This is a genomic window from Agrobacterium sp. BT-220-3 (genome assembly GCF_025910175.1).
In the GTDB taxonomy this organism is placed as follows: domain Bacteria; phylum Pseudomonadota; class Alphaproteobacteria; order Rhizobiales; family Rhizobiaceae; genus Agrobacterium; species Agrobacterium oryzihabitans.
The window spans coordinates 141,944-168,735 of sequence record NZ_JAPAIX010000008.1; the positions used below are offsets into that span (position 1 = coordinate 141,944).

Consider the following 26,792-nt stretch of genomic DNA (forward strand, 5'->3'; position numbering starts at 1 on the left):
CGGCCTTTTAGAGAGAAACCGTTCGTACGATTTCCGCGCGCAGGCTATCGAGCCCGAAGGATTTTTCCGAGGATGTGGCGAGAACTTCCGGATAGGCGGCGGGGCGCTTGCGGATTTTCTCCAGCGTTTCGTTGATCAGCCGGGGAACGCCGACATCCTTGATCTTGTCTGTCTTCGTCAGCACGACCTGATAGGAAACGGCCGCCTTGTCGAGCAGGCTTAGAACCTCCTCGTCGTTCTTTTTTATGCCGTGGCGGGAATCGATCAGCACATAAACGCGTTTCAGCGTCGCGCGGCCGCGCAGATAATCGAAGACGAGCTTCGTCCAGGCATCGACATGATCCTTGGGCGCCTGCGCATAACCGTAACCCGGCATGTCGACCAGCGCCATCGGGGGCAGGTCGCCTGCCTCACCGGAATAACCTTCGGGAACGAAGTAGTTCAGTTCCTGCGTGCGTCCGGGCGTGTTGGACGTGCGGGCAAGTCCCTTGTGGCCCACCAGCGCATTGATGAGCGAGGACTTGCCAACATTCGAACGTCCAGCGAAGGCAATCTCCGGCGGGCCTTCGGGCGGCAGGAACTTCATTGCGGGAACGCCGCGAATGAATATCCAGGGTCGCCCGAAAAGGGGCTTTTCGGTTGCCGTGCCGGTGTCACTCATTTCGATTGCACCGGCTTTCGCTTGAACAGCCCTTTGAGATTATCGAACAGTTCGATCTTGGCACCGTGGCGCTTCATGATGAGGGCCTGCTGCGAGATCGACAGCGTGTTGTTCCATGCCCAGTAGATAACCAGACCAGCCGGGAAGGAAGCCAGCATGAAGGTGAAGATCAGCGGCATCCAGGTGAAAATCATCGCCTGTGTCGGATCGGGCGGCGTCGGGTTCATGCGCATCTGCAGGAACATCGTGATGCCCATGACCAGCGGCCAGACACCGATCATCAGGAAGTGCGGCACGTCATAGGGCAGAAGGCCGAACAGGTTGAACAGCGACGTCGGATCGGGCGCGGAAAGGTCGTGAATCCAGCCGAAGAACGGTGCATGCCGCATTTCGATGGTGACGTAGATGACCTTGTAGAGCGCGAAGAAGACCGGAATCTGCAGCAGCATCGGCCAGCAGCCGGCAACCGGGTTGATCTTCTCTTCCTTGTAGAGCTGCATCATCGCCTGCTGCATGGCCATGCGGTCATCGCCATGCTTGGCCTTCAGCTCCTCCATCTTCGGCTGCACGCGCTTCATGTTCGCCATGGAAGCATATTGCTTGCTGGCGAGCGGGAAGAAGAGAGCCTTGACGACGATGGTGGTGAGCAGGATGGCCACGCCGAAATTGCCAAAATAACGGAAGAAGAAATCCATCATTTTGAACATCGGCTTGGTGATGAAGTAGAACCAGCCCCAGTCGATGAGAAGGTCGAACTTCGGAATGGAATATTCGGTCTCGTAGCGGTCAACCAGCGGCACTTCCTTCGCACCGGCGAAGACAAGGCTCTTCATCTCGATGGACTGGCCGGGTTCGACCGTCATCGGATCGCTCTTGAAATCGGCCTGATAGCTCGGCTGATTGCCCTGTATATGCGAATAGCGCGTTTCGAACGGCGTGGTCTGCGGCGGAACGATGGCCGCTGCCCAATATTTGTCGGTGATGCCGAGCCAGCCGCCGGTCGCCTTGGCAACCGTTACCGGTGCTTCCTCAACATCCTTGTACTTCTCTTCCGTAAGGCTGCCATCGCTGCCCGAGACGCCGAGAAAACCTTCATGGATGACGAAGACCGGGGGAACCGCCGGCTTGTTGTTGCGTGTCACGCGGCCATAGGTGGCAAACGAGATCGCCGCCTGCCCGGGGTTCTCGACCTTGTCGGCGACCGAGATCATGTAGTGATCGTCGATCGAAACCGTACGGGAGAAAATCACGCCCTTGGCATTGGTATAGGTGAGGGTAACCGGCGTGGTTTCCGTCAGCTTGTCACCGCTTGCCAGCGTCCAGACGGTCGTCGGACCGGGAACGCCGCCGACTTCCTGTGCAGCGACATAACCGAGTTCGGTGAAGTAACCGTCTTTGGTGTCGGAGGGTGAGAACAGTGTGATGATCGGGCTCGAGTCATCGACGGTCTCATGGTAATCCTTGAGCCGGATGTCGTCGAAGCGGGCGCCGGTCAAATTGATCGAGCCGGCAATGGCGTTGGTGTCGATGGCAACGCGCTGGGTCTTGGCGATCGCTTCTTCCCGCGTCGCCGTAGCGGCGGCCTGCGGGGAGGATGCGGGCGGTGCGCCTTCCACGGCCACGCCGGGTGCTGCACCCGGTGCCGGCTGTTGCTGCGTCGTCTGCTGCTGCGCCTGGCGGGCCTCTTCGGCGCGACGCTGCTGCTCGATGCGCGGATTCATGTACAGGAATTGCCAGGCTAGGACGATGACAACCGATAGGGCTATCGCGATGAAGTAATTGCGGTTCTTTTCCATCATTCTTTCCTGGAGCGGGTCTCCTGGGACCGTTTCGGTTTCGCCGTTCCTTCAATTCGCTCGATAAGGAGAGACTGAATTTTCGGGAAGGCCGTATCGAGCACATCCCTGCGGGCGACAATCACATAGTCATGGCCGGGCTTCATTGCGGCCCCGGCAGAAAGCCTGACGGCTTCCCTGAGACGGCGGCGCATGCGATTTCGCTCGACCGCGTTGCCTTGTCTTTTCGTTACGGTAAAACCGACCCGAGGTTCGGCCTCCGGGGTCTTCCGGTCAAGCACTTCCAGAAGAAAGGTGCTCCCCCGCCGTTTTTCCCCCGCCTGAACGGCAAGGAACTCCGACCGGTTTTTAAGCCGGCCGGGTCGTTTTTTTGTCTCACTCACGTGCCCGCGACTTTCATCGGGCCACAGAGGCGGCAATTAAGCCGACAGACGTGCGCGGCCGCGCGCACGGCGGGCTGCGAGAACCTTGCGGCCGCCGGCGGTAGCCATGCGGGCACGGAAACCATGACGACGCTTGCGAACAAGCTTGGACGGTTGGTAGGTACGCTTCGACATTTATTTAATACCGCGGTGTGCGGCCCTTCTTGAATTTGCAACTATTTGCAAGAGCGTTTCGTTTTTTGCACGGCTAACCCCGCCTGGGCGAGCTTTCAATGGCCGAGCGTGCGCGGCTTATAAGGGCATAGGCCGAACAAAGTCAATTGCCGAAGGGGTTTTCGCGCTTCACCTTTTGCGGAAAACGCACGGCCATGTCCCTCGCTGGCCGCCAATAGAGGCCGATTCCTACGCGCAATCGGTAAAATCCGAAATTCTTTCTTAACGCGGCATTGATAAATGTTGTGATGCGAAAAGTTATGCCAGCTTCCCATTTTTATCACGCGGCTGGCTTTTGTTGGGGGAACGAAGTTGAGAATTCGCGGTCGTATTAATCTTCTTGTCGGGCTGATGAGCCTTGTGGCCTGTACCATTGGCGGGCTGTCCATATACGCGGTCAGCGAATTTCAGGTGCGCACGATCGGATACGAAAAGGCAGCGGAACGCGCCTATAAGGGCGAGGCGCTCAACCGTCTTGTCACCGCGGTCGTTATGGAGGCGCGCGGTGTCTACGCTGCGCCCGATATCGAAAAGGCGGCGCCTTTTGCCGACGGCATCGTGAAAAACCTCGACGCCATGGAAAAGCTGATCGCGACATGGACACCTCTCGTTCCGGCGGAACAGAAGGCGGCCTTCGACAATCTCTCCAGCCGCTTCAAGGAGTTCAAGGCCTTCCGTCTGGAAACCGCGCGGCTTGCCCGCGAAGCCGGCCCGCAGGCCGCCAACCAGCAGGGCAACAACGAGGCGAACCGGGCCAACCGCAAAGCCTATCAGGCCGAAATCGATGCCGTCGTGAAGAATGACATCGCCGGGCTTGAGGCCGTCAGGGCCGGCATAGACGATTTTGTAACAACCACCTTCTGGCTGGTCATCATCGTCACGGGCAGCGGCATATTGGCCGGTGCGGCATTTGGTCTCTATATCGGAACGCGGCAGCTGAGCGCGCCGATCCGTAAGGTTTCAGAGGTGATGAACGCCGTTGCGGACGGAAATCTGGACGCAGATGTGCCTTATCTCGGCCAGAACGATGAAATCGGCGAAATGGCAGCGGCAGTCGAGGTCTTCAAGAAGAATGGCCGCGAAGTTCGCCGCATGAATGCCCAGGAAGCCGCCATGCGCGCCAAGAGCGATGACCTGCAGGCCGGCATGGCTGTCGTCGTCGACGCGGCAGCGGGGGGCGATTTCAGCCGCCGCATCAGCAAGGATTATGGTGACGAAAACCTCAATCGTTTCGCGGCGACCATCAATGCCCTGCTCACCGGGGTGGATAATGGCGTTTCCGAGACCAGCCGCGTCATCGAAGGTCTGGCGCGGGGCGATCTGACTGAGAAGATGGACGGCGATTTCCGCGGTGTCTTTGCCGAACTCCAGGCGAACGTGAACGAGACGCTGGCCAAGCTGCGCGAAACGATGCGGGAAGTGCGCAGCAGCACGGAAGGCATCAGCGGCAACGCCAACGAATTGCGCTCGGCGGCCGATGACCTGTCCAAGCGGACGGAACAACAGGCGGCTGCGCTCGAGGAAACCTCCGCTGCGCTGGACGAGATCACCGCCGTCGTTCGCAATTCGACCGATCGCGCGCAGGAAGCCAGCACCATGGTGGCCGAGACCAAGCAGAAGACGGAGGAATCCGCCAATGTCGTGCGCGATGCCGTCTCCGCCATGGATCGCATCGAGCATGCGTCGCGCGAAATCAGCCAGATCATCAATGTCATTGACGAGATCGCCTTCCAGACCAACCTTCTGGCGCTGAATGCGGGCGTCGAGGCGGCCCGTGCGGGCGAGGCGGGCAAAGGTTTTGCTGTCGTCGCGCAGGAAGTGCGTGAACTGGCGCAACGCTCGGCGACGGCCGCCAAGGACATCAAGGCGCTGATCACCAAATCCGGTGAAGAAGTCGGCCGGGGCGTATCGCTGGTGCAAAGAACCGGCAGCGCGTTGAGCGAGATCGAGACGCGTGTTCTGGCAATCAACGATCACATCCATTCGATCGCTACTGCTGCGCGGGAACAGTCCACCGGGCTGCACGAAGTAAACACGGCAATCAACCAGATGGACCAGGTGACGCAGCGCAATGCCGCCATGGTCGAGGAGACATCGGCCGCAACCCACAAGCTGAGCGGCGAGGCGGAGCATCTTGTGACGCTGGTCTCGCGCTTCAAGGTGGGCGTTGAAGACGTTCACGTCCGGCCGCGCACGGAACAGCCGATGCGGCCCATGGCGGTCTCCGCCAGAACAGCGCCGGTGACCTCCCCGGCGCGCAAATTGATGAACAGCGTTGGCCGCGCCCTCAATGCCCAGTCGGCCGCCGCACCGGCACAGGGAGACTGGCAGGAGTTCTGAGTGGACCCGGTTCACCGGTTCTCGCCAGACTAGCTCCGTTTCGAACGCCGCCCGCCCGGGCGGCGTTTGTTTTTCGTGCGATGAAAACGTTTGTTTTGCAGCGCATTGGAAAAAAATCAGTTAGGTCCTATTATTATACGTGCATATAAACCGAGCCGTTCAACCGAAGCGGCGGCGCGCATACAGGATCAGGGCCCGGTGTTTTCTAAAGGCGTAGACAGCTTGGACCGCACGGAGGACAATCCGGTGCACTGCATGCCGGGATTGACCGCAGGTCTTTCGGGGCGCCTGCTGTTGCTGACGGTCATTTTCGTGATGATCGCCGAGGTGCTGATCTTCGTGCCCTCGGTCGCCAACATGCGCCTTTCCTGGCTGCGCGATCGGCTGAACACGGCCGCCGCTGCCGGCGCGGTGATTGACGGCCTGCAGGCGGAATTGCCGCGAAGCGTGCAGAACGACACGCTGATGGCGACCGGCGCGAAGCTCATTGCACTGCGCAAGGACGGCACGTCGCGTCTGCTCGCCGTGGCGGAAACGCCGCCAGGGGTCGACGAACAATATGATCTTTCCGATGTCTCGCAACTGGCGGCGGTGCGGGATGCCTTTTCCACATTGCTGTTCGGCGGCAACCGCGTCATTCGCGTTTTCGATGTCGTCGGCGACAGCGACACCATCATCGAACTCGTTCTCGGCGAAAACAAGCTGCGGGCGGCGATGCTGGCCTATGCCCGAAACGTTTTCCTGATTTCCATCGTCCTGTCGCTGATCACCGCCGGGCTCATTTTCATCTCCATCAACCGCATCATGATCCGGCCCATCCGTCGCCTGACGCTCGGTATGCAGCATTTCTCCGAAGACCCCGGCAATCCGGAGCGGATTTTCGTGGCCGAGGACGGAACCGATGAACTGGCGGTTGCGGGCCGGCACCTGGCCGACATGCAGACCGAATTGCAGAAAACGCTCAGGCAGCAGAAGAACCTAGTGGATCTCGGCCTTGCTGTCTCGAAGATCAACCATGACATGCGCAACATCCTGTCATCCGCGCAGCTGATGTCTGACCGCCTGGTGGACGCAAAGGACCCGATGGTCAGAAGTTTCGCGCCAAAACTGCTGCGCACCATCGACCGCGCGGTGGCCTATACGGGCGAAGTTCTGGCCTATGGGCAGGCGACGGAAGGCGCGCCGAAACGCAAGACGGTGCATTTAAGCCTTCTGGTCAGGGATGTGCGTGACATTCTGGCGCTCGAGCCGGAAAGCGGTATAGAGTTTCAGGACAGCGTGCCCACCGACCTGACGGTCGATGCGGATGCCGAGCAGCTGTTCCGGGTGATCCACAATCTCTGTCGCAATGCCGTTCAGGCTCTGCAATCGGATGTCGCCAACGCGGCACCCCGATATCTTTCGATCTCGGCCCAGAGGGCCGGCAGCGTTGTCAGCATCGTCATAGATGACAATGGTCCGGGAATGCCGCGCAAGGCAAAAGAGAACCTGTTCTCCGCTTTCAGGGGCTCGGCCCGTTCCGGCGGCACCGGCCTCGGCCTCGTCATTGCGCGGGAACTGGTGCTTGCCCATGGCGGCACGATCGCGCTTGTTGAAAAGCCCGGTCCGGGGACCCAGTTCCGCATAGAGATCGCCGACCGTGCAGCCTCCGTACATGCGGCAAGAACCGCCTGAACATCGCACTCCGGGGCAGGCTGATGCGATCGCCGCATCAGCGTGAATATGGACGAGCAGGAGCGCCTTTAAAACAGGCTCCATGGAATTTATTTTATAATCAATATGATACGTGAATTGCTGCGGAAAAATGACAATTTCGAAACGAAATCGCTTGCAATCGGAATGAGGACGTTTTAGAGGATCGCCACGCCACCGGAAACGACCGGAACGGCACGCACCCGTAGCTCAGCTGGATAGAGCACCAGACTACGAATCTGGGGGTCAGGAGTTCGAATCTCTTCGGGTGCGCCATTTCTCTTCCCTTAAAAATAAAATGATACGCGCCGTGCGCTCCATGATTTTATCATGCGCTTGAGACCGGCATCTTTGTCGCTGTCCTGAGAGCCGGCAAGGCGGAACAGATTCCCGAACTTCCCTAATATGTGCTAAAGTCGCCGGGTCATTGGATGACCTCAGGTGAAAGCCATGCTGGAAACGGACAAGGTATTTGCCGGCTCCATTCCGGAAAACTACGACCGCTACATGGTGCCGTTGATTTTCGAGCCGTTCGCCCGTGATCTGGCACGGCGTGCGGCGTCATTGATGCCGATCGATGTTCTGGAGATCGCCGCAGGCACCGGGGTCGTCACCCGTGAGCTGGCACCTAAACTGCCGCCCGCCGCGCACTATGTCGTGACCGACCTCAACCAGCCGATGCTTGATTTCGCCGCGGCGCGACAGACGCCCGACAATCGCATTCATTGGCGTCAGGCAGATGCGCAGGTGCTGCCATTTGAGAATGCGTCTTTCGACCTCGTCTTCTGCCAGTTCGGCGCGATGTTTTTCACCGACCGCCTTGCCGCCTACCGCGAAGCAAGGAGGGTGCTGAAACCCGGCGGACATTATTTATTCAACGTGTGGGATCGCATCGAAGAAAATCACTTCGCAGATGACGTAACGAATGCCCTTGCGCGCCTGTTTCCCGACGATCCGCCACGCTTCATGGCCCGCACCCCGCACGGCTATCACGATACGGCCTTGATTCGCAGCGAGCTGGAAAGTGCCGGTTTTTCCCGCGTGGTGATCGAGACGATAGCAGCACAAAGCCGTGCATCGTCACCGCGCATTCCCGCCGTCGCCTATTGTCACGGAACTGTTCTTCGAACTGAAATCGAAACGAGAGCGCCGGGAAAGCTCGACGCGGCGACAGACTGCGCCGCATCTGCGATTGAAGCAAGGCACGGCAGCGGTGAGGTTGCCGCCAAAATTCAGGCTCATGTGATTCTGGCTGCCGCTTGAAACAACGGCGCCGCGGGCGCAGCCAAGGCCGGTGAATAGGCCTCATATCCGGACATGAGAGACCACCCCCTCATATTAGTGGTTTTTCATGAAGGTCGGTATCGCAGGGCTTGCCGACAGGCCCAGATTATCGGGCTTTCCGGTGTCACCGAACTTTCTGCAAACCTTCGTCATATTGTCATACAATATAAGCATATGCGCTCCAGAAAAGGAGCGCAGAATGACGCCACAATCACTTGAACTTTCGGGTATCGGCAAAGGCTTCGGGGCTGACGATGTTCTGAAAGAGATCGAACTCTCCATCCGTCCCGGTGAATTCCTATCCCTCGTCGGCATGTCGGGCTGCGGCAAGTCCACGCTTCTGCGCATCATTGCAGGGCTGGAAACGCCGGATCGCGGCTCGGTCTCCATCGGTGGTCAGGATGTGACGGAACTCGATCCGAGTGACCGCAATCTGGCGATGGTGTTCCAGTCTTACGCGCTTTATCCGCATATGAACGTGCGCCAGAACATCGCGACGCCGCTCAGGATGAGACGTCTGCCATTTGCAGCGCGCCTGCCGCTGATCGGGCGGTTTGTGGCCCCGGCCGAAACGCTCAGGCAGATCGATGCCGCCGTCGAACAGGCGGCAGAGACCCTGCAGATCGCGCATCTGCTGGACCGCAAGCCGGCGCAGCTTTCCGGTGGCCAGCGCCAGCGCGTGGCGCTTGCCCGGGCGCTGGTGCGCTCCCCGGCCGCCTTCCTGATGGACGAGCCGCTCTCCAACCTCGACGCCAAGCTTCGCGCCCATATGCGTGAGGAACTTGCGGGGCTGCATCGCCGGCTGGGTGCGACCTTCATCTACGTCACCCACGACCAGATCGAGGCCATGACCATGTCCGACCGCATCGCGCTGATGTCGGAAGGCCGGATCGAACAGCTCGGCACGCCGGATGAATTGTACCGTAAACCGGCGACACTGACGGTCGCGCGCTTTATCGGCACGCCGTCGATCAATCTGCTGCCGGTCGAAATCGATGCGCAGGGCAAGGTAACGGCTTTCGGACGCGATCTTGGCGTGGATGCGTCGGGCCGCGATGCCGGGCCGGCGACGCTTGGCCTTCGAGCCGAAGATTTGCGTCCGGGTGCCGAAGGTTTCTCGGTGCGTGTGGTGCGCACCGAAACTCACGGGGCTGACCGTTTCGTTAACTGCCGCCTTCTGAGCGATGAGACAGTGGCCGTCACCTTGCGCCAGGGCGCGGGAGAGGCGCTGGGTGCCGACGCGGATGGCGTGATGAACCTCGGTTTTGCGCCGGAACGTGTCCATCTCTTCGCCGCCGACGGCCTGCGCCGCAAAACGACGGTGCGCGAACGGGTGCCGGCATGACGGCGGCCGATTTCTCCACGCCCGCGCCTGCAAAGGCCAGGTCACGCCTGTCGAAGGCGGAGCGGCGCATGATCTGGCGCGGCCTGATGTTTGCAGCGCCGGCGAGCCTGCTGCTATTGGCGATCTATATCATTCCGATGCTTGTTCTGGCCGGTTTTTCCGTTACCGATTACCAGCTTGGGGCGCTTTCCACGCAATTCGTCGGTCTTGGAAATTTCATCAAGGCGTTTGGGGACCCCGTCTTCCTGCGCGCACTGATGAATACCGCCATCTACGCCATCATCGTCATTCCCTTCGGCGTGTTTCTGGCGCTCGGTGTCGCCCTTCTCGTTTACAATCGCAAACGCAGCCGGGCTTTCTGGGAAGTGGCCTATTTCCTTCCCGTCACCGCAACGCTCGTCGCCATGGCGACCGTGTGGCAGTTCCTGCTGCATCCTTCGCTTGGCCCGGTGAATGCGGCGATCAAATGGCTGGGTTTTGAACCCGTCGCCTTCCTCTCCAATCCCGTTCTGCTCATTCCCACCATGGCGTTGATAGGCGTCTGGCAGGTTCTGGGTTTCAACATGGTGCTTTTCCTTGCAGGCCTCACCGCCATCTCGAAGGATCTGCATGAGGCCGCACGGCTCGACGGCGCCAAGAATCCGCTAGACCGGTTCCTGACGGTGACCTGGCCGATGCTCGGACCGACGACGATGTTCGTGGTGGTCACCACCTCCATCTCGGCCTTCAAGGTGTTCGAGACGGTCGCCGTGCTGACCAAGGGCCGCTTCGGTTCGGAAACCCTGCTTTACGTTCTTTATCTTGAAGGTTTTGAATATTCGAACACGGGTTATGCCGCAGCGCTGACCCTGATTTTTCTCGCGATCGTGTTGATCCTGTCGATCGGCCAGACGCTGCATATGGACCGGAAGGTGCACTACTGATGTTCGGGTTCCGCAAATACTTCCCGCATCTTGTGCTCGCGCTCGGTGCTTTCGTCATGCTTCTGCCGTTCTACTGGATGCTGTTGACCTCCATCCGTTCGCCGTCAGAGGTTTTCAGCGTCTCATTCTGGCCGATCCCCGAGAAGTTCGACGCCGTTGAGAGTTACTCCCGTGCAGCCGGCCAGGTCCCCATGGCGCGCTTCATGCTGAACGGCGTCATCGTATGTTTCGGCATCCTGTTCGTGCAGATCCTGACGTCGGTTCCTGCGGCCTATGCGCTGGCGAAGCTTCGTTTTCCAGGGCGCAAGCTGTTGCTGGCGCTGATCGTCGCCGCGCTCTCCGTGCCCATCCAGGCGCTGGCGCTGCCGCTGTTCGTCGGTCTGGCGAAGGCGCAGTTGCTGAATACCTACTTCGCGATGATGATGCCGTTCTTCCTGTCGGTCTTTGCCATCTTCATGTTCAACCAGTCTTTCCGCAGCTATCCCGATGAAATCATCGAGGCGGCGCGCATGGATGGCTTCTCGGAGATGGAAATCTGCTGGGGACTGGTTCTGCGCGGCTCTCTTCCCTCGCTGGCTGCATTTTCAGTCTTTTCGCTGGTGGCGCACTGGAACGATCTCTACTGGCCGATGATCGTTGTTTCGGACACCAGATTGGCCCCTCCGCCTCTCGGTATGATGTTCTTCGCGGATATCGAATCCGGCGCGAACTACGGCGCACTGATGGCGGGCGCCACACTCATTACCGCGCCGATGGTGCTGTGCTTCCTCCTCGCACGGCGGCATTTCATCGCCGGTATTACCATGACCGGCGTCAAGTGACGCCGTTCACCCTCCTCCTACTCCCAACCCATTTTTGGAGACTGACATGAAAATCAACCGACGCGCTGTGATGAGCGGTCTGGCACTCGGCATGGCTTTTGCGGGCTTCGCAAAGCCGGTTCTGGCCAACGAAATCACGCTCAACGTTCTCTACAACCTGCCGGGCTTCACGAAGTTCCATCAGCCGCTGGCCGATGAATTCATGAAGAAGAACCCTGATGTGAAGATCAATTTCCTCGCTCCGGCAGAAGGTTACAACCAGGGCCAGCAGCAGGTGCTGCGCTCGGCCGTCACCGGCAATCTGCCGGACGTTTATTTCTCGGGCTACAACCTGACGGCGGAACTCGTTCACGCGCTGGCGCCCCGCAACCAGATCACCGATCTCGGCCCGTTCATCCAGGCTGAAGGCGGTCAGGCTTTCCTCGACAAGAACTACAGCCCGAAGATGGCGGCACTCGGCCAGATCGACGGCAAGCAGTATGGTCTGCCGGTCAACGCGTCCTCGCCGATCATCTACATCAACTCCGAACTCGTGACCAAGGCTGGTGGCGACCCGGACAAGATGCCGACGACCTTCCCGGAACTCATTGCTCTTGCCAAGAAGATCAAGGCTCTCGACCCGAAGCTGGCCGGCATGAGCTATGACATCAATGGCTGGGGTGACGACTGGTTGTGGCAGGCGCTCGTCTTCGAACAGGGCGGCAAGCTCGTTGATGACAAGACAAAGACCGTTGCCTTCGATAATGAAATCGGCCTCAACGCTCTGAAGATGGCGCGCCAGTTCGTGACCGAAGGTGGCCAGAACCTGCTCGACTGGGACCAGTCCCGCCAGCAGTTCGGTGCAGGTCTCACCGGCTTCATCTTCTCGACTCCGGCTCACGTGCAGACGATCCAGGGCCTGGTTGGCGACCGCTTCAAGCTGAAGACGGCAACCTTCCCGCTCGACAACAAGGAAAAGGGCGGCGTTCCGACGGGCGGCAACTCTGCCGTCATCCTGACGCAGGAAAAGGCCAAGCAGGATGCTGCCTGGAAATACCTGAAGTGGATCACCGGTCCCGAGGCGCAGAACACCATCGTTCGCATCACCGGCTACCTGCCGACGAACAAGCTCGCAACCGGCCCTGACTTCCTGGCTCCTTATTACGCCGAGAACCCGAACGTAAAGACCGCTTCGCTGCAGGCTGACCGGTCCTTGCCCTGGGGCGCTTATCCGGGTGGTGAATCCGTCCGCATCTGGCGCACACAGCGCGACATCATCGGCACCGTAATGCGCGGCGAAGTGACGCCGGAAGCCGGTCTCAAGCAGATCGTCGAGCAGACCAACGCCCTGATGAAATAAGCGAAACCATCGAAAAGGCTGCGGGGAAATTCGCTCCCGCAGCCATTTTGCGCAGAAAGACCGACGATGAAGATCATCCAGATCACTGATACCCATCTTGTGCCGCCGGGCATTGCGGTGAACGGCGTGGACCCTGAAAAGCAGCTGCGCGCGGCGATTGCCGATATTGTCGAAAAACACGCCAATGCCGACCTTCTGGTCATGACGGGCGATCTCTGCAATCACGGTGAACCCGAGGCCTATGAACTGCTGCGTGACATTCTCGCGCCCGTATCCTTGCCGGTGCTGTTGATGCTCGGCAACCACGATCGCCGTCCGGAATTTACGGCGGCCTTTCCGGAACAACCCCGGGATGACAACGGCTATATCCAGTCTTTCATCGATACGGACTTCGGCCGCCTGCTGTTTCTTGACAGCCATGAGCCCGATGTGATCGGCGGGATGTATGGCGCGGATCGTCTGACATGGCTGGACAATACGCTTGAGAGCGCTGGCGAGCTGCCGGTGACGGTTTTTATCCATCACCCACCCATGGATTGCGGCATCAGGCATTTCGAAAACATCGGCATGCATGACGACGGCGTGGTCATGCGTCGCCTCACCGCCCATCAGGCCGGCGTGCGCCATATTGTTTTTGGCCACATCCACGTCCCAATGGCGGGTACCAGCGCGGAAGGCATTGCCTATAGTTCCGGTCAGGCCTGTTCGCATCGGTTCATCACCGATGTGGAAGCTCTCGAACCCCTGTGGACGGGCGGCAACCCCTGTTATCGGGTCATCAATCTAGGTGCTTTTGGCTTGCGTGCCTATGATGCCGAGGTAGGACAGATTGTGCTCGGTCAGGCCCTCGTCTGTGAAGGCCCCTGAAACCAGGCAATAGCCGAGACAGTTCTCCCGATGTGATGAGGCGGTCCACGCGCCTCATCACCTATTGTCGGCGGCGACGCTTGGCAGGCATCGTTCGTCCAGAATGCTGTGAATGCTGTAAATATCCCGCAGCCTGTCGCGCCGATGCGCCACTTGCGGTCTGTTGAGCAGGATTTGATGCGTCAAGGCCATAGTCCCTGTCGCACCCTTGATCTATGTCAGTTTCATCGTTGAAAGTACGCGCCATAGTCACCGGAGATGTGGCAAGTCTGGTGACGTGCCATCGTGAGTGCAGATCATGGAGAAGTGCATGCTTGAAAAGCGTATCCGCAACGCATCCCTCTTGAACAGGATCGTCAGCGCCGAAGAGGCCGCCAGTCTCATTCAGGATGGCATGACGGTGGGCATGAGCGGTTTTACGCGGGCCGGCGAAGCAAAGGCGGTGCCGCTGGCGCTGGCCGAACGCGCCAAGACGAACCCCATGAAAATCACCCTGATGACCGGCGCTTCCCTCGGCAACGATCTCGACAAGACCATGGTCGAGGCCGGTATGCTGGCCCGCCGCATGCCGTTCCAGTCCGATCCGGCTTTGCGCAAGGCGATCAATGACGGCAGGGTGATGTTCATCGACCAGCATCTTTCCGAAACGGTCGAGCAATTGCGCGGCGGCCAGATCCACGGGGTGGATATCGCGATCGTCGAAGCTGTGGCGATTACGGCGGATGGCGGCATCGTGCCCACGACATCCGTCGGCAATTCGGCAAGCTTCGCCATTCTGGCCGACAAGGTCATCGTCGAGATCAACCTGTCGCAGCCCGAGGTGCTGGAGGGGTTGCACGACATTTTCATTCCCGCCAAACGCCCGACCCGCATGCCCATTCCGGTGGTGGCGACGGATAGCCGTGTTGGCCTGCCGTTCATCCCGGTGCCGCCGGAAAAAATCGCCGCCATCGTCCTGAGCGACAAGAGCGACAGTTTTTCAACGGTGCTGCCGCCGGATGACGAGACCAAGGCCATTGCCGGCCATCTCACCGAATTCCTGCTGAACGAGGTGCGTCATGGCCGCATGACCCATGAACTCCAGCCGCTCCAGGCCGGCATCGGCACCATCGCCAATGCCGTGATGCATGGTTTCATCGATACGCCGTTTCACGATCTCAAAATGTATTCCGAGGTCCTGCAGGATTCGACCTTCGAGCTTTTTGACGCAGGCAAGCTGGTTTTCGCTTCCGGTTCGTCGATCACGCTCTCCTCCGCCATGAATGAACGGGTCATGCCGCGACTGGCGGACTACAAGAGCAGGCTGATCCTGCGTCCGCAGGAGGTCAGCAACCATCCGGAAGTCATCCGCCGCCTCGGTATCATCGGCATCAATACGGCGCTGGAATTCGATATTTACGGAAACGTCAATTCCACCCATGTCGGCGGCACGCATATGATGAACGGCATCGGCGGTTCGGGCGATTTTGCCCGCAACGCCTATATGTCCATCTTCGTCACCAAGTCGATCGCCAAGGGCGGCGCCATTTCCAGCGTCGTGCCCATGGTCAGCCATGTCGACCATACAGAGCACGATGTGGATATTCTCGTCACGGAAATCGGGCTGGCCGATCTGCGCGGTCTCGCGCCACGCGAACGCGCGGCTGTCATCATCGCCAATTGCGTGCATCCGCATTATCGCGCTGCGCTGACGGATTATTACCAGCGCGCGGTAGCACGCGGCGGTCATACGCCGCACCTCATCGAAGAGGCGCTGTCATGGCACAATGCCCTTCGCGAGAAGGGCACAATGCTGCCGCAGCGATAAGGCCCGTGCATTTCCATCGCGATGCTTGTCTGTTTACCGTGAGAGGGCGGATTGGGTCCGTTTGGACACACCGGGGCGGAAACTGGCAATGATTACGCGATGGTTGCTGGCGCAGCGGTTCCGCCTTCGGTAGAAAAACGTCTCCCCCGGCTGTTATCGGGCTGCCTCTGGGTTGTAGGAGAGTGACGTGATGCCCATCCGCTTCGTGGCCGTAATCGCCATTGTCGCCCTGCTTGCCGGGTGCGGCGGGCGTCCCATCGGGGTCATGACGCCGACCGGGCAGACCGTGGCGGGAACAACGCCCGTCAATCTTCTGGTTGCCACGACGCGCGCTCCATCGGAAAACGCCGCCGTGCTTTTCGGCGGCGAGCGCGGAACGGGCCTGAAGGTCGATGCCGTCACCATCTCCATTCCGCCCAATGCAAACCGCAAGGTCGGACAGGTGCAATGGCCCAAAAAGCTGCCGCCCAACCCGCTGAAGGATTTCACCACGGTGGCGGTGGAGCCAATTCGCTCCGAAGCCGAAACAAGAAGCTGGATCAGCAAACACATCCAGAAGGACCGGCGGGTGCTGGTTTTCGTGCACGGTTTCAATAATCGTTACGAAGAATCCGTCTATCGTTTCGCTCAGATCGTCCATGATTCCGGCACGGATGTCGTCCCGGTCGTCTTCACCTGGCCATCGCGGGCGAGCATTTTCGACTATAATTACGACAAGGAAAGCACCAATTACTCGCGCGATGCGCTTGAGGAAATGCTGACCCGGCTTGCGAAGGACAGGTCCATCAGCGAAGTCACCGTCATGGCGCACTCGATGGGCACATGGCTTGCGGTGGAAGCGCTGCGCCAGATGGCGATCCGCAACGGTCGTGTCGATCCGAAGATCAGCAATGTCATTCTGGCCGCACCGGATCTCGATGTGGACGTGTTCAGCCGGCAATTTACAAGCCTTGGCAAGATGCCGCCGAAATTCACTCTGTTTGTTTCGCAGGATGACCGCGCACTCAGCCTGTCGCGGCGTATCTCCGGCAATGTCGACCGCCTGGGCCAGATCGACCCCTCCGTCGAACCGTATCGCAGCCAGCTGGAAAAAGCCGGTATCACTGTTCTCGATCTGACCAAGCTGCAATCGGGCGACCGGCTGAACCATGGCAAATTTGCCGAAAGCCCGGAGGTTGTGCGCCTGATCGGCGACCGCCTCATCGCCGGGCAGACGGTGACGGATTCCGATGTCGGTCTGGGCGAGGCGCTGGGTGCCGTCAGCATCGGTGCTGCGCAAACGGTCGGAACGGCCGCGAGTGTGGTGGTCAGCGCACCGATTGCGGTGTTCGATCCGCGCACGCGTGAGAATTACGGCAGGCAGGTCGAACGGGTCGGCCGCTCCGTTGAAAACACCGTCGGGTCGGTGGGAGATACGGCCGGTTCCGTGGTGGATGATCAGGCGCTTCAGTCATCGCGAGTGAATTGCGAAGCCGCCGCCAATCGCAACCGGGCGGAATGCCGTAACCGCTAGATCGTGACTAAGAACGGGATTGCGAAAAACGCTTAGGGTTTTCGCCATCTCACCTCCTCAGATTTGTATACAGCTTGTATTTTTATCTGTATGGTCCGGTTAACAGCTCAACTTCCGGAGTAATATCCCATGCGTTGGAAACGCACCCTGCAGCTTCTCGATGTCCATTGCGAAGGCGAAATCGGCCGTGTTGTTACCGGTGGCGCGCCGAAAATTCCCGGCAATACCGTCGCAGAGCAGCTTCACTGGATGAACACCGATCCGAAAGGCGAGGCCTTGCGCCGCTTCCTGACGCTGGAGCCGCGTGGCACACCCATGGGGTCGGTCAATCTTCTCTTGCCGCCGAAGCATCCGGATGCGCATGCCGCTTTCGTCATTCTCCAGCCTGATCAGGCGCATGCGAGCTCCGGTTCCAATTCCATCTGCGCCACGACAGCGCTTCTGGAAAGCGGCATGGTGGAGATGCAGGAGCCGGAAACCGTCATCATCCTGGAGACGGCCGCCGGTCTGGTGAAAGCCACTGCCACCTGCCGCGACGGGCGTTGCGAAAAGGTCAAGCTGACCATGGTGCCGTCCTTCGTGCATGAGCTGGATGTGACTATCGACACGCCCGAATGGGGCAAGGTGACGATGGACATTTCCTATGGCGGAATCTTTTACGCGCTGGTCGATGTGCGTCAGATTGGCTTGACCATCGACAAGGCCAATGCGGCGAAGCTGGTTGCGGCCGGTATGATTTTGAAAGATCTCGTCAACCGCGAAATGACCGTCGTTCATCCGGAAATCCCTGCCATTTCCGGTGTGGCCTATGTGATGTTCCGCGATGTGGATGCGGATGGCTCCATCCGCACCTGCACGACCATGTGGCCGGGCCGGGCGGATCGTTCGCCCTGCGGCACCGGTAATTCCGCCAATCTTGCGACGCTTTACGCGCGCGGCAAGGTAAAGGTGGGAGACGAGTACAAGTCCCGTTCGATCATCGGTTCGGAATTCGATGTCGGCCTTTCCGCCGTGACCGAAGTCGCGGGCCGCCCGGCGGTCATTCCCACCATTGCCGGGCGTGGTTTCACCTTCGGCCTGCACCAGGTGGGCCTTGATCCCTTCGATCCCTTTGCCGATGGCTTTGCCATGACGGATGTGTGGGGTCCGGAAGCGGGCGGCATCTGAGGTTCGCTTCAAAAAAATGACATTTACAGCCGCCCGATGCCCCTCGGCGGCTGTTTTCCTGTGACGAAAGATGCTAAGCGGGCGCCAATTCCGTCATGCTCCGAGGTATCCCGATGAAGTCGCTCACCCTTCGCCGCCCTGATGACTGGCATCTGCACCTGCGTGATGGCGCCATGCTGGAAGGCGTGATCGGGGATACGAGCCGCCATTTCGCCCGCGCCATCATCATGCCGAACCTCGTGCCGCCCGTCGTCACAACGGCCGATGCCCGCGCCTATCGCGACCGCATCGTCAAGGCCATTCCGGCGGGCGATCGCTTCGAACCGCTGATGACGCTTTATCTGACCGAGGACACGCAGGCCGACGACGTGGAAGAGGGCAAAAAAAGCGGTCTCATCACCGCCGTCAAGCTTTACCCGGCGGGTGCGACGACCAATTCCCACGGCGGTGTGCGCGATTTCAGCAAGGCCATGCCGGTGCTGGAACGCATGGCGAAGATCGGCCTGCCGCTTTGCGTGCATGGCGAGGTGACGACGCCAGAGGTTGACATTTTCGACCGCGAAAAGGTGTTCATCGATACGGTTCTGGAGCCTCTGCGCCAGCGTCTGCCTGAGCTCAAGGTGACGATGGAGCACATCACCACCCGCGATGGCGTCGACTACATCAGGTCGTCCAGGGCCAATCTGGCCGGTTCCATCACCACCCATCATCTTATCATCAACCGCAACGCCATTCTGGTCGGCGGTATCAAGCCGCATTATTATTGCCTGCCCGTCGCCAAGCGCGAAGAGCACCGGCTGGCGCTGCGGGCTGCCGCGACTTCGGGCGATGCCCGCTTCTTCCTCGGCACGGATTCCGCCCCGCATGTGGACCCACTGAAGGAATGCGCCTGCGGCTGCGCCGGCATCTATACCTCGATCAATACCATGAGCTGTCTTGCCCATGTCTTCGAGCAGGAAAACGCCCTCGACAGGCTGGAAGCCTTCGCTTCCCTCAACGGTCCCGCCTGGTACGGGCTGGCGCTGAACGAGGAGACGATCACGCTGGTGAAGCGCGAGGAGCCGGTGTCGTTTCCCGAGAAGATCGAGACTGGCGCCGGGCCGGTGACCGTATTTGATCCGATGTTCCCGCTTCATTGGGACGTGAGCTGATTTTTTTGACCGCCGGCAATGCCGGCGGTTTTGTTATGATCCACAGGCATCCGCCCATAAATTACGGTGCCGCCTGCGGATGCCTGCAATGCTGAACCGAGATGTTGTGCTTTCCGAAAACCGGCCCCGGTTTTCGGAGCGATAAACCAAGGCCGAAAAAGGAGAACGCCTATGAACCATTTCACATTCACTGACCGCGCCGTTGTTGCAGAGCTGGTTGCGAAGATGTTGTGGGAAATCAAGGCGGTCCATTTCAATTCCGAAAGCCCCTACACCTTCGCGTCCGGTATGAAGAGCCCTGTTTATATCGACATGCGCAAGCTCATCTCCTTCCCGCGCATTCGCTCCGCTGCGATGGATTTTGCCGCAGCGGCGGTGATGCGCGAGGCCGGCTTCGAGAAATTCGACTGTGTGGCAGGGGGGGAAACAGCTGGCATTCCTTTCGCCGCTTTCCTCGCCGAACGCCTTGGCCTGCCGATGATCTACTGCCGCAAGAAGCCGAAGGGCCATGGCCGCAACGCCCAGATCGAAGGTCACATGCCGGAAGGCGCGCGCGTTCTCGTCATCGAGGATCTGACGACGGCCGGCGGCTCGATGTTTACCTTTATCGATGCCATCCGCGCGGCGGGCGGTATCGTCGATCACGGCATCGCACTGTTTTATTACGGCATCTTCGAAGAGGCTGAAGCGCGCTTCGCCAACGGCAATGTCAAGCTGCATTACCTCACCACCTGGCGCGATGTTCTGGCTGTCGCCCGCGCTGAAAAACTGTTCGATGAAAAGACGCTGTCCGGCGTTGAGGCTTTTCTCGATAACCCGTTGCCATGGTCGGCGAAACACGGCGGTGTCAGCGAATTGCCGCAATCCTGATTTCGGATGTGGCCAGCCCGGCTTTGCGGCTGGCCTTCCGATCGATCTTCGTCTAAATCGATTTAAGTCCATTTGATTTGCTGTTTGAGGAGGACCGTAATGATCCTGTGTTGTGGTGAAGCCCTGATCGACATGCTGCCCCGGCAGACGACGCTGGGTGAGGCGGGTTTTGCCCCCTATGCAGGCGGAGCGGTCTTCAACACGGCAATTGCACTCGGCCGTCTCGGCGTCCCGTCCGCATTCTTCACGGGTCTTTCCGACGACATGATGGGCGATATCCTGCGGGAAACCCTGCGCGCGAGCAATGTCGACTTCAGCTATTGCGCAACGCTTTCGCGGCCGACCACCATCGCTTTCGTCAAGCTCATCGATGGCCACGCGACCTACGCCTTTTATGACGAGAACACCGCCGGCCGGATGATCACCGAGGCCGAGCTTCCGGCACTGGGTGCGGATTGCGAAGCGTTGCATTTCGGCGCGATCAGCCTCATTCCGGAACCTTGCGGCAGTACCTATGAGGCGCTGCTGATGCGCGAGCATCAAAGCCGCGTCATTTCGCTCGATCCGAATATCCGCCCCGGTTTCATCAAGGACAAGCAGGCGCATATGGCCCGCATCCTCCGTATGGCGGCGAAGTCTGACATCGTAAAATTCTCCGATGAAGACCTTGAATGGTTTGGAGTGGAAGGCGACGAGGAGACGCTCGCACGCCACTGGTTGCATCATGGCGCAAAACTCGTCGTCGTCACCCGAGGCGCCAAGGGTGCCGTTGGTTACACCGCCAATTTCAAGGTGGAAGTGGCTTCCGAGCGGGTGGAAGTGGTCGATACGGTCGGTGCTGGCGACACCTTCGATGCCGGCATTCTCGCTTCGCTGAAAATGCAGGGGCTTCTGACGAAGGCGCAGGTCGCTTCGCTGACGGAAGAGCAGATCAGAAAGGCTTTGGCGCTTGGCGCAAAGGCTGCTGCGGTCACCGTGTCGCGAGCAGGCGCGAACCCGCCTTTCGCGCATGAAATCGGATTGTAAAGGGCAGGGTTGAACCGCTTTGAAAAGGTGGTTCAACACTCTTGGCGGCGCAAGGGCCGTAAAAAACCGTTATTTGGATATCAAGAAGCTTGTGTCCGCCGGTTTTTCACGAAACAAGCATCGCATGAGCGTTCCGACAACCCATCCTTTCGATTTCGACCCGACCTATGGCATGCAGCGCGAGCAGCTGCTGGCGATTACCCCGCCTGAAGCGCCGCCCGGCTTCGATGATTTCTGGAAGAAGCGTTATCGCCGTGCTCTCGCCACGGATCCGCGGCCGGTGCTGCGCAAGAGCAGGCTCAGCCATCCCCGCTGGCATGTTCTCGATATTACCTACACCTCGACTGGTGGCTTCCGCATCGGCGGATGGATGCTTCTGCCGCGTGAGGGGCAGGTGCGTCGCGGCCTCGTCGTCGGCCACGGTTATGGCGGGCGCGGAGAGCCCGATTTCTATGTGCCGGTGGAAGAAACTGCCGTGCTGTTTCCCTGCTTTCGCGGCATTTCCCTGAGCGCCTGCCCGCCGATTTCGTCCGATCCCGCCCTTCATGTCCTCTACAACATCGACAGGAAAGACGACTATATCATCGGCGGCTGTGTCGATGATCTGTGGATCGCCGTTTCAACTCTTGTCACGCTTTATCCCTGGCTGGAAGGGCAGGTGGGATATAGCGGCATCAGCTTCGGCGGCGGCATTGGTGCCCTGGCGATCCCATATGACGAGCGCATTGACCGGGGCCATCTGGTGGTGCCGACATTCGGACACCGGCCGTTCTGGCTGACGTTGCCCACCGTCGGCAGCGCGGATGCGGTCCAGACCTATCAAAAGACCCATGCCAATGTGCTCGAGACGCTGCGCCTGTTCGACGCTGCCTGTGCCGCGTCGCGCATAAAAGTGCCGATGCTGGTCGTACCCGCTCTTTTCGATCCGGCAGTGGCGCCGCCCTGCCAGTTTGCGGTGGCCAATGCAGTGCCGCAATCAAAATTTAATGAAATCTTCATCCTCGACGCCGGCCATTTCGATTACCCTGACAGCGCATCGCAAGATGCGGTCCATAAGGACAAGGTCAGACGGTTTTTCAAGGTGTCATGAAACGCGAATATCTCCGCTGGTATAGTCAAAGGCTCCATCGCGACATGGAGCTGTTAATATTCGGACATTCTGGCGCCAAGGTGCTGATGTTTCCCACCCGCGACGGGCGTTTCTTCGAATATGAGGAACTGGGCCTCGTCGCCAGTTTGGCTGACAAGCTGGAAGCCGGTCAACTTCAACTCTATTGTATAGAGGGGCTTGCCAGAGAGACCTTCTATGCAACCCACCATCATCCGGCAGATCGCCTCCGGCGCCATGCGGCCTTCGAGGACTATATTCTAAGCGAAGTGCTGCCGCTCATGTCCGAGAAAAACCCCAATGGCGACACCATCGTCCAAGGGTGCAGCCTGGGTGCCTTTCAGGCCGCCAGCCTCGTCTTTCGCCATCCGCATCTTTTCCGCAAGCTCGTCGCCTTTTCCGGCCGTTACGACCTGACGATGAAGGTGGAATCCTTCGGCGACCTGTTCGACGGTTATTACGATGACGATGTCTATTTCCACATGCCGAGCCATTTCCTGCCGGGCCTCGCCTGCGGCTGGCGGCTTGAGAGCCTGCGCCGCATCGACATGGTTTTCACCATCGGCGATGCCGACCCCTTTCTCGACAATAATCATCATCTGAGCCGGGTGCTTTCGGACAAGCAGGTGGGCCATCAGATGCATATCTGGGACGGGCGTGCGCATCGGGCAGGGGCGTGGCGCAAGATGGCGGCGCTTTATATTTGAGCGCACGCTTTGCTTCTAGGTCGCTGGTTTAAGTCCAAGCGCGTGTATTGATGACTTCGCCTCAAACGCGACGTCATCCTCGGGTCAAGCCCGAGGATGACGGAAGTGGCTGTTTTGGCTTTATTCTCAGCCGGAGAAGGTGGCTGGCGCGAAGATGTTACCCCGCCAGTCCCGCCAGCGCCTTCACCAGACCCTGTGTCGAGCTGTCATGGCTGGCAGCACTTTCCTTGCCTTCAACGACGGGAAGCAGGCCGGTCGCCAGTTCCTTGCCAAGCTCCACGCCCCACTGGTCGAAGGAGTTGATGCGGAACAGCACGCCTTCCACGAAGACGCGATGTTCGTAAAGCGCGATCAGGCGGCCAAGCGCAAAGGGCGTCAGCTTGTCGTAGACGAAGGTGATGGACGGACGGTTGCCGGTGAAAACGCGGTGCGGCGCGATGAAATCGGCGAGTTTGTCTTCCATGCCCTTGGAGGTGAGCTGGGCTTTCGCTTCGGCCAGCGTGCGGCCCTTCATCAGGGCTTCCGACTGCGCCAGGCAATTGGCGATGAGAAGCTGGTGCTGGTGGCGCAGTTCGGGCTCAAAACCGTTGGCGGCGATCATGAATTCCGCCGGAATGACGCTCGTGCCCTGATGGATGAGCTGGTAGAAGGCGTGCTGGCCGTTGGTGCCGGGCTCGCCCCAGACGACCGGGCCGGACTGGCCCTCGACCGGCGTGCCATCGATCGTCACGCCCTTGCCGTTCGATTCCATGTCGAGCTGCTGCAGATAGGCGGGGAAACGCGACAGGCGCTGGTCATAGGGCAGGATCGCCCGCGTGGAATAGTTCAGCACGTTGCGGTGATAAAAACCGATGAGGCCGAGCAGCATCGGCAGGTTTTCGCGGATCGGCGCCTCGCGGAAGTGCCGGTCCATGGCGTGCGCGCCATCCAGGAACTTGCCGAAATTGTCCGGTCCGATGGCGATCATCAGCGGCAGGCCGATGGCCGACCAGATCGAATAACGTCCGCCGACCCAATCCCAGAAACCGAAGATGCGGTCGCTCTCGATGCCGAAGGCGGCGACCTTATCCAATGCTGTCGAAACGGCAGCGAAATGGTGCTTTACGGCCTCTTCACCCAACTTTTCGGCGATGAAGCGGCGCGCGGTGGCGGCATTGGTCATCGTTTCGATGGTGGTAAAGGTCTTCGACGCGACGATGAAGAGCGAGGTTTCGGGATCAACCAGCTTCAGTGTGCCGGCGATATGCGCGCCGTCGATATTGGAGACGAAATGCGCACGCGGACCGTCATGGAAGGGAGCAAGGGCCAGCGTCGCCATGACCGGGCCGAGATCGGAGCCGCCGATGCCGATATTGATGACATCAGTAATCTTTTTGCCGGTCGCACCTTTCAGAGAACCGGAGCGAATGGCATCGGCAAATTTGCCCATTGCCGCAAGCACGGCATTTACATCCGGCATCACGTCCTTGCCATCAACCAGAACCGGCGTGTTGGAGCGGTTGCGCAGGGCGGTGTGCAGCACGGCGCGATCTTCGGTGAAGTTGATCGCCTTGCCGGAAAACATCTCCTCGCGCTTGGCTGCGACGCCGCCGTCGCGCGCGAGCTGTTCGAGAAGCGTCACGATCTCCTCGTTAACAGCGCATTTGGAATAATCCATCAGCAGGTCATCGAATTTGGCGCTGAAACGGCTGAATCGTTGGTCGTCGGCCGCAAACGCGGCGCGAAGATCGGTTGCGGCTGTGCTGCTCGCCGTTGCTTTCAGTTTTTCGATGGTGGCCTGCATCTTGTGCTCCTCGGCTTCCGTGGAAGGATGAGGAAACTATTCTTTTTCAGGCGGCCAAATCAAGGCGACTTTGATAAAAGAAAAGGGCCGCGATAAAAGAAAAGAGCCGGTTTCCCGGCTCTCGTCAGTGGCTTCGAAGCGCTCAGTTCAGATTGCGCAATTCGCGTCGCAAAATCTTGCCGACATTGGATTTCGGCAGTTCGGTACGGAACTCGATGATTTTCGGCCGCTTGTAATTTGTCAGGTTCTTGGCGCAGAAGGCCTTGAGTTCTGCCTCCGTCAGCGACTGGTCCTTCTTGACGACGAAAAGCTTCACCGTCTCTCCGGAATGTTCGTCCGGAACGCCGATTGCGGCGCATTCCAGCACGCCGGGATGGCTGGCGGCCACTTCCTCGACCTCGTTCGGATAGACGTTGAAACCGGAAACGAGGATCATGTCCTTCTTGCGGTCGACGATCTTGGTGTAACCGCGATCGTCCATGAAACCCATGTCGCCGGAGCGGAAGAAGCCGTCTGCCGTCATCGCTTTGGCGGTTTCATCCGGCCTCTGCCAGTACCCGGCCATGACCTGCGGCCCGCGAATGCAGATTTCGCCGACTTCGCCGGAAGGCAGGCTGTTACCCTCTTCATCGCGAATGTCGATTTCGGTCGAGGAGATCGGCAGGCCGATGGTGCCGCTGAATTCCGTGGCGTCCAGCCGGTTGACGGTTGCGACGGGCGAGGTCTCGGAAAGACCGTAACCTTCTGCGATCGGGCAACCGACCATGGAGAGCCAGCGTTCGGCCACTGGCCGTTGCACAGCCATGCCGCCGCCAAGCACGAGGATCAGTGACGACAGGTCGAGCTTGCGGAAATCCTCATTGTTCATCATCGCGTTGAACAGCGTGTTGATGCCGGGGAAAATATGCGGGCGATAGTGCGACAGCTCCTTGACGAAGCCGGGAATGTCGCGCGGATTGGCGATCAGCAGATTATGGCCACCCAGCGCAATGCCCATCAGCGAATTCACCGTCAGCGCGAAGATATGGCAGAGCGGCAGCGCGCAGATGAAATTGAGAACCTCGGGCCGGTCCTTGCCGCTGAAGGCGGCGTCCAGCCAGAGGCTGATCTGGGCTTTGTTGGCCAGAAGATTGGCATGGGTAAGGATAGCGCCTTTGGAAATGCCGGTGGTTCCGCCGGTATATTGCAGGAAGGCGATGTCCTGCGCGTTGAGGCTGGCGGGCTTCAGCGGAAGTTCCTGCCCTTCCTTCAGCACGGCCTTGAAACTGATGGAGCCGGGGATGGCATAGGCGGGCACGAGCTTCTTCACCTTGCGGACCACAAGATTGACGATATGTCCCTTGAGGCCGAGCAGATCGCCCATGGCGGCAACAACCACGTGACGGACAGCGGTTTTCGGCACCGCCTGCTGCGCCACATGCGCAAAATTCTCCAGCACGAAAAGTGCCTTCGCGCCGGAGTCCTTCAGCTGATGTTCCAGTTCGCGCGGCGTATAGAGCGGATTGACGTTCACCACGATCATGCCCGCGCGCAAGATCCCGTAAACGGCGACGGGGTTCTGCAGGATATTCGGCATCATCACGGCAACGCGGTCGCCTTTTTCCAGTCCTCTGGATTGCAGCCATGCGGCAACGGCGCGGGTTTCAATATCCAGTTCCCTATAGGTCAGGGATTTTCCCATGCTGGAAAAGGCTTTGCGGTCGGCAAACTGCACGCAGCTCTTTTCGAGAAGTTCGACAAGGGAGGAATAGGCGGATGCGGGGATTTCGGCAGGGACGCCCTGCGGATAGGATGACAGCCAGCGCTTCTGGACGCTGACATTTTCCGGTTGTCCCAGGGACAATTCACTCATGCTTCTCCTCCCAGAGTCTTCTATGCGCCGGGCGTTCGACGGAACGCGTGAAGGGCGCTTTAGGCTGCCTTGATCGTCACGAGGTTCCCGCATCTGCCGGCACTAGGGCCGGATTGAGGGAACCACGTATGGCGTCACCGGATC

22 protein-coding genes and 1 tRNA gene are annotated in these 26,792 nt (G+C 59.4%); 17 read left to right on the forward strand and 6 right to left on the reverse strand.

Features of this window, described 5'->3' with window-relative positions; all coding sequences use genetic code 11:
- Nucleotides 1-7: 7 nt before the first annotated feature.
- Genes yihA through rpmH form a run of 4 tightly spaced genes read right to left on the reverse strand, consistent with a single transcriptional unit; the run spans nucleotide 8 to nucleotide 3,014 of the window.
- Nucleotides 8-661 carry a ribosome biogenesis GTP-binding protein YihA/YsxC gene (gene yihA, locus OK142_RS19135; RefSeq protein ID WP_003493602.1) on the reverse strand — a complete coding sequence of 218 codons (654 nt, stop codon included), beginning with the start codon at nucleotides 659-661 and terminating at the stop codon, nucleotides 8-10.
- Entirely contained in the window at nucleotides 658-2,457 is a 1,800-nt protein-coding gene (gene yidC, locus OK142_RS19140; protein ID WP_035241534.1) for a membrane protein insertase YidC, read from the reverse strand. The genes yihA and yidC overlap by 4 nt, the downstream gene beginning before the upstream one ends.
- Nucleotides 2,457-2,840: a ribonuclease P protein component gene (gene rnpA / locus OK142_RS19145; protein ID WP_003493608.1), complete on the reverse strand. Its 384-nt coding sequence runs from the start codon at nucleotides 2,838-2,840 to the stop codon at nucleotides 2,457-2,459. The genes yidC and rnpA overlap by 1 nt, the downstream gene beginning before the upstream one ends.
- 36 nt (nucleotides 2,841-2,876) lie before the next feature.
- Nucleotides 2,877-3,014: a 50S ribosomal protein L34 gene (rpmH, locus tag OK142_RS19150; protein WP_003493611.1), complete on the reverse strand. Its 138-nt coding sequence runs from the start codon at nucleotides 3,012-3,014 to the stop codon at nucleotides 2,877-2,879.
- Nucleotides 3,015-3,365: 351 nt separating this feature from the next.
- Between rpmH and OK142_RS19155 the strand changes: the two genes are divergently transcribed.
- The 17 genes from OK142_RS19155 to OK142_RS19235 all read left to right on the forward strand — a co-directional run bounded on the left by OK142_RS19155 (nucleotide 3,366) and on the right by OK142_RS19235 (nucleotide 23,013).
- Nucleotides 3,366-5,393: a methyl-accepting chemotaxis protein gene (locus tag OK142_RS19155; RefSeq protein ID WP_035241537.1), complete on the forward strand. Its 2,028-nt coding sequence runs from the start codon at nucleotides 3,366-3,368 to the stop codon at nucleotides 5,391-5,393.
- A gap of 255 nt (nucleotides 5,394-5,648) precedes the next feature.
- The gene (locus OK142_RS19160) at nucleotides 5,649-7,067 is read left to right on the forward strand and encodes a sensor histidine kinase (RefSeq protein ID WP_164056649.1); all 1,419 of its coding nucleotides are present in this window, start codon (nucleotides 5,649-5,651) and stop codon (nucleotides 7,065-7,067) included.
- A gap of 217 nt (nucleotides 7,068-7,284) precedes the next feature.
- A tRNA-Arg gene (locus OK142_RS19165) sits at nucleotides 7,285-7,361 on the forward strand.
- Between the two features lie 174 nt (nucleotides 7,362-7,535).
- Nucleotides 7,536-8,348 carry a class I SAM-dependent methyltransferase gene (locus OK142_RS19170; protein ID WP_498684599.1) on the forward strand — a complete coding sequence of 271 codons (813 nt, stop codon included), beginning with the start codon at nucleotides 7,536-7,538 and terminating at the stop codon, nucleotides 8,346-8,348.
- A gap of 220 nt (nucleotides 8,349-8,568) precedes the next feature.
- A complete protein-coding gene (locus tag OK142_RS19175; RefSeq protein WP_216330615.1) occupies nucleotides 8,569-9,714 on the forward strand; it encodes an ABC transporter ATP-binding protein in 1,146 nt (381 codons plus the stop codon).
- Nucleotides 9,711-10,637, forward strand: a complete 927-nt coding sequence (locus OK142_RS19180) for a carbohydrate ABC transporter permease (RefSeq protein ID WP_216330616.1) — start codon at nucleotides 9,711-9,713, stop codon at nucleotides 10,635-10,637. Before OK142_RS19175 ends, OK142_RS19180 begins: the two co-directional genes overlap by 4 nt.
- The gene (locus OK142_RS19185) at nucleotides 10,637-11,458 is read left to right on the forward strand and encodes a carbohydrate ABC transporter permease (RefSeq protein ID WP_313607849.1); all 822 of its coding nucleotides are present in this window, start codon (nucleotides 10,637-10,639) and stop codon (nucleotides 11,456-11,458) included. The genes OK142_RS19180 and OK142_RS19185 overlap by 1 nt, the downstream gene beginning before the upstream one ends.
- 46 nt (nucleotides 11,459-11,504) lie before the next feature.
- Nucleotides 11,505-12,797 (forward strand): ABC transporter substrate-binding protein, encoded by a 1,293-nt coding sequence (locus OK142_RS19190; RefSeq protein WP_035241546.1) that lies wholly within the window; start codon nucleotides 11,505-11,507, stop codon nucleotides 12,795-12,797.
- Nucleotides 12,798-12,863: 66 nt separating this feature from the next.
- Nucleotides 12,864-13,664, forward strand: coding sequence for a phosphodiesterase (locus OK142_RS19195; RefSeq protein ID WP_498684601.1), 801 nt, complete (start codon nucleotides 12,864-12,866; stop codon nucleotides 13,662-13,664).
- A 310-nt stretch (nucleotides 13,665-13,974) separates the two neighbouring features.
- Nucleotides 13,975-15,471 (forward strand): succinyl-CoA:acetate CoA-transferase ScpC, encoded by a 1,497-nt coding sequence (gene scpC, locus OK142_RS19200; RefSeq protein ID WP_137037022.1) that lies wholly within the window; start codon nucleotides 13,975-13,977, stop codon nucleotides 15,469-15,471.
- A gap of 190 nt (nucleotides 15,472-15,661) precedes the next feature.
- Nucleotides 15,662-16,984, forward strand: a complete 1,323-nt coding sequence (locus OK142_RS19205) for an alpha/beta hydrolase (RefSeq protein WP_498684603.1) — start codon at nucleotides 15,662-15,664, stop codon at nucleotides 16,982-16,984.
- Between the two features lie 129 nt (nucleotides 16,985-17,113).
- On the forward strand, nucleotides 17,114-18,151 hold the full coding sequence (locus OK142_RS19210; RefSeq protein WP_003493637.1) for a 4-hydroxyproline epimerase: 1,038 nt from the start codon (nucleotides 17,114-17,116) through the stop codon (nucleotides 18,149-18,151).
- Between the two features lie 113 nt (nucleotides 18,152-18,264).
- Nucleotides 18,265-19,302 (forward strand): dihydroorotase, encoded by a 1,038-nt coding sequence (gene pyrC, locus OK142_RS19215; protein ID WP_498684605.1) that lies wholly within the window; start codon nucleotides 18,265-18,267, stop codon nucleotides 19,300-19,302.
- 171 nt (nucleotides 19,303-19,473) lie between these two features.
- Nucleotides 19,474-20,172, forward strand: a complete 699-nt coding sequence (locus OK142_RS19220; protein WP_003493644.1) for an orotate phosphoribosyltransferase — start codon at nucleotides 19,474-19,476, stop codon at nucleotides 20,170-20,172.
- Nucleotides 20,173-20,271: 99 nt separating this feature from the next.
- Nucleotides 20,272-21,198: a carbohydrate kinase family protein gene (locus tag OK142_RS19225; RefSeq protein WP_003493646.1), complete on the forward strand. Its 927-nt coding sequence runs from the start codon at nucleotides 20,272-20,274 to the stop codon at nucleotides 21,196-21,198.
- Between the two features lie 124 nt (nucleotides 21,199-21,322).
- Nucleotides 21,323-22,288: an acetylxylan esterase gene (locus OK142_RS19230; RefSeq protein WP_498684607.1), complete on the forward strand. Its 966-nt coding sequence runs from the start codon at nucleotides 21,323-21,325 to the stop codon at nucleotides 22,286-22,288.
- Nucleotides 22,285-23,013: an esterase family protein gene (locus tag OK142_RS19235; protein ID WP_498684609.1), complete on the forward strand. Its 729-nt coding sequence runs from the start codon at nucleotides 22,285-22,287 to the stop codon at nucleotides 23,011-23,013. Before OK142_RS19230 ends, OK142_RS19235 begins: the two co-directional genes overlap by 4 nt.
- A 157-nt stretch (nucleotides 23,014-23,170) precedes the next feature.
- On the opposite strand, the gene pgi is transcribed toward OK142_RS19235, so the two are convergent.
- Nucleotides 23,171-24,796, reverse strand: coding sequence for a glucose-6-phosphate isomerase (gene pgi / locus OK142_RS19240; protein ID WP_498684610.1), 1,626 nt, complete (start codon nucleotides 24,794-24,796; stop codon nucleotides 23,171-23,173).
- A 142-nt stretch (nucleotides 24,797-24,938) separates the two neighbouring features.
- Nucleotides 24,939-26,648, reverse strand: coding sequence for a long-chain fatty acid--CoA ligase (locus OK142_RS19245; protein WP_082183652.1), 1,710 nt, complete (start codon nucleotides 26,646-26,648; stop codon nucleotides 24,939-24,941).
- Nucleotides 26,649-26,792 lie beyond the last annotated feature (144 nt).

Bases quoted from the DNA above. Each gene is read 5' to 3' on its own strand.
- pyrC (WP_498684605.1), top strand. From the start codon at position 18,265: ATGAAGTCGCTCACCCTTCGCCGCCCTGATGACTGGCATCTGCACCTG.
- OK142_RS19245 (WP_082183652.1), bottom strand. From the start codon at position 26,648: ATGAGTGAATTGTCCCTGGGACAACCGGAAAATGTCAGCGTCCAGAAG.
- OK142_RS19225 (WP_003493646.1), top strand. From the start codon at position 20,272: ATGATCCTGTGTTGTGGTGAAGCCCTGATCGACATGCTGCCCCGGCAG.
- OK142_RS19195 (WP_498684601.1), top strand. From the start codon at position 12,864: ATGAAGATCATCCAGATCACTGATACCCATCTTGTGCCGCCGGGCATT.
- scpC (WP_137037022.1), top strand. From the start codon at position 13,975: ATGCTTGAAAAGCGTATCCGCAACGCATCCCTCTTGAACAGGATCGTC.
- OK142_RS19170 (WP_498684599.1), top strand. From the start codon at position 7,536: ATGCTGGAAACGGACAAGGTATTTGCCGGCTCCATTCCGGAAAACTAC.
- OK142_RS19190 (WP_035241546.1), top strand. From the start codon at position 11,505: ATGAAAATCAACCGACGCGCTGTGATGAGCGGTCTGGCACTCGGCATG.
- OK142_RS19180 (WP_216330616.1), top strand. From the start codon at position 9,711: ATGACGGCGGCCGATTTCTCCACGCCCGCGCCTGCAAAGGCCAGGTCA.
- OK142_RS19210 (WP_003493637.1), top strand. From the start codon at position 17,114: ATGCGTTGGAAACGCACCCTGCAGCTTCTCGATGTCCATTGCGAAGGC.
- OK142_RS19235 (WP_498684609.1), top strand. From the start codon at position 22,285: ATGAAACGCGAATATCTCCGCTGGTATAGTCAAAGGCTCCATCGCGAC.
- yihA (WP_003493602.1), bottom strand. From the start codon at position 661: ATGAGTGACACCGGCACGGCAACCGAAAAGCCCCTTTTCGGGCGACCC.
- OK142_RS19175 (WP_216330615.1), top strand. From the start codon at position 8,569: ATGACGCCACAATCACTTGAACTTTCGGGTATCGGCAAAGGCTTCGGG.
- OK142_RS19205 (WP_498684603.1), top strand. From the start codon at position 15,662: ATGCCCATCCGCTTCGTGGCCGTAATCGCCATTGTCGCCCTGCTTGCC.
- OK142_RS19185 (WP_313607849.1), top strand. From the start codon at position 10,637: ATGTTCGGGTTCCGCAAATACTTCCCGCATCTTGTGCTCGCGCTCGGT.
- pgi (WP_498684610.1), bottom strand. From the start codon at position 24,796: ATGCAGGCCACCATCGAAAAACTGAAAGCAACGGCGAGCAGCACAGCC.
- rpmH (WP_003493611.1), bottom strand. From the start codon at position 3,014: ATGTCGAAGCGTACCTACCAACCGTCCAAGCTTGTTCGCAAGCGTCGT.
- yidC (WP_035241534.1), bottom strand. From the start codon at position 2,457: ATGGAAAAGAACCGCAATTACTTCATCGCGATAGCCCTATCGGTTGTC.
- OK142_RS19220 (WP_003493644.1), top strand. From the start codon at position 19,474: ATGAACCATTTCACATTCACTGACCGCGCCGTTGTTGCAGAGCTGGTT.
- OK142_RS19160 (WP_164056649.1), top strand. From the start codon at position 5,649: ATGCCGGGATTGACCGCAGGTCTTTCGGGGCGCCTGCTGTTGCTGACG.
- OK142_RS19230 (WP_498684607.1), top strand. From the start codon at position 21,323: ATGAGCGTTCCGACAACCCATCCTTTCGATTTCGACCCGACCTATGGC.